The organism is Eudoraea sp. (assembly GCF_049665975.1).
Lineage (GTDB): Bacteria > Bacteroidota > Bacteroidia > Flavobacteriales > Flavobacteriaceae > Eudoraea.
Window position 1 is genome coordinate 1 of the sequence record NZ_JBATGR010000467.1, and the last position, 2,273, is coordinate 2,273.

Below are 2,273 nucleotides of genomic sequence, written 5' to 3' on the forward strand. Positions count from 1 at the left end.
TTTCTGGAAGAAACAATGTAATATCTATTTCCAAAAATACTTAAACAAAGATACAAAATGTTTAATTATTAGCATATATGATTAAACAAAAAATATTCTTAATATTTTGGTAAGAAATCTGTTGAAAGTAGCGTGTATCTGAATTTGACAATTTTAATGTGTTGGCATATTGTTTGAAATAAAATTACTAATCAGCTTGCTGAAATCTTACGTATTTATCTCGTTGGAAAATCCAGGGGCCATTATATCTTTCCGGTAATCAAAAGACTTGATAAAGCTATACAGGAACGTGAAATTTCCTGGGAACGATAACGTTGTAATAGGGGTTTTGAAAAAAATTGTAGGATTATATGGTCTTGAATAGAAATGAACTACCTATGTTTCGCGGCATAGCTTTGCCAATTATTTTATTTTTAAAACTTTAGCGAAGTTGTAAGTGCCTTGCACCAGATTATCATAGCTGGAAAGCAGTGCTTCATCCAAACTTGAAACGCCCTGTACGATAGAAACGGCGTAGTCCAGGCCCAATTCTTCCTGGCTGGCAATAGAAATGTCCACAGCCCCGCAAAATGCCGCCACGGGAATACGATTTTTTTTTGCAGATGCCATTACCCCATTGATAGTCTTACCCGCCAAGGTCTGCCCGTCTAGTTTACCCTCTCCGGTAATAATCCAATCCGCATCTTTAATTTGAGCGTCAAAGTCGGCCATTTCTTTGATCAATTCTATTCCGGAGGTCAAGGTGGCGTTTAGAAAAATAGCGGTGCCTGCGCCCAGACCTCCCGCAGCACCCGCACCAGGAATTTTCTGCACATCTGTTTCGAACTGTTCGGTAATAACTTTTGCCAAATTTTTCAAGCCATCGTCCAAAAGGGCTATATCGTTTCGGGAGGCTCCTTTTTGTTCGGCGTACACATAAGCAGCTCCTTCTTTGCCATAAAACGGATTGGTTACATCGCAGGCCACTTTAACCTTAACGTTTTTGATTCGGACATCTACTCCCGAGGAATCAATTTTTCTAAGGTGGATTAGATTGCTGCCGATGGGCAGAAGTGGTCTATCATTCTTATCTAAAAATTTAAACCCTAAAGCCACGGCCATACCTATACCGGCATCATTAGTAGCACTGCCCCCTATGCCCAAAATAATCTCTTTTGCCCCCCTCTTAATGCCGTCCAATATTAATTCTCCTGTGCCCAAAGTAGAGGTCGACATGCAATTTTTTTCGCTATCCTTTAATAGTTTCAATCCAGAAGCCTCGGCCATCTCTATATACGCAATTTCTGTATCTTCTGAGTATAGATAGGATGCTTCAACAGGTTTGAGAAAGGGATTGTTTACTGTCAGTTTTATGGTATCCGCTTTTAGGTAGTGTCTTACTACATCAATAGTACCATCGCCCCCGTCTGCCAAGGGCATTTTTAGTATCGTAGCATCCTTGAAAACCTTTCTTAAACCTGTTTCCATGGCATCACAGATTTCAAATCCGTTCAGAGAACCCTTAAATTTATCTGGTGCAAGGACAAATTTTATTTTTTTTTCAGCCATCTGAATTCAAACGTTTTAAATGGTTAATATTTTTTTCCTGGGAAAGCAAATCTATAGTATTTTGAGAAATATGAAACCAGATAGCTATCGCTATCGTGTTTTGCATTTCCAGACCGTTCTAAAAGCTAATCGCTTTCATCCTATCCGGAAATACAAAACCACGCTCTGCGCGTGGTTTCTTGAATGATGTGATGGCACTAGGATTACCTCATTACATTCGGTTTTCCTTGACTCTCAATGTTGCAAATAACAAACCATGGGCTATCGCCCTAATTCTTAGTTTTATTCTGAAATTTTGAGCCAGCTCAATTTCTCCATAAAACAAAGAACCATACTCTAAGAGTATGGTTTCTTAAGTGTCGTGATGGCACTAGGATTACCTCATTACATTCGGTTTTCCTTTGCAACCCCATGTGAAAATAGAAAGGCCAACTGCTGATGCAGTTGTTTTTTCATTTCAATACATTTACAAAACCCTGTGGCTTTTGACATTTCTTAAAATAAAAAAATCCATTACTCGCGTAATGGACTTTCTGCTTTAAGTGATCGCGACAGGATTCGAACCTGTGACCGTCTGCTTAGAAGGCAGATGCTCTATCCAGCTGAGCTACGCGACCTTGTGTTGCGGAGCGAAGCGCCTGTCCGTCCGTATTCACCGAAGCCTTGGCAAAGGTGAAGGAGGAGGAAGCTACGCGACCTAATGTTGCGGAGCGAAGCTGCCTGTC

At 40.3% G+C, this 2,273-nt stretch carries 1 protein-coding gene and 1 tRNA gene; both read right to left on the reverse strand.

Features of this window, described 5'->3' with window-relative positions; all coding sequences use genetic code 11:
* Positions 1–402: 402 nt before the first annotated feature.
* Positions 403–1,548, reverse strand: a complete 1,146-nt coding sequence (locus tag WBN20_RS15130) for a glycerate kinase (protein WP_424282287.1) — start codon at positions 1,546–1,548, stop codon at positions 403–405.
* Positions 1,549–2,091: 543 nt separating this feature from the next.
* Positions 2,092–2,165: transfer RNA gene (locus tag WBN20_RS15135), tRNA-Arg, on the reverse strand.
* Positions 2,166–2,273: the final 108 nt, after the last annotated feature.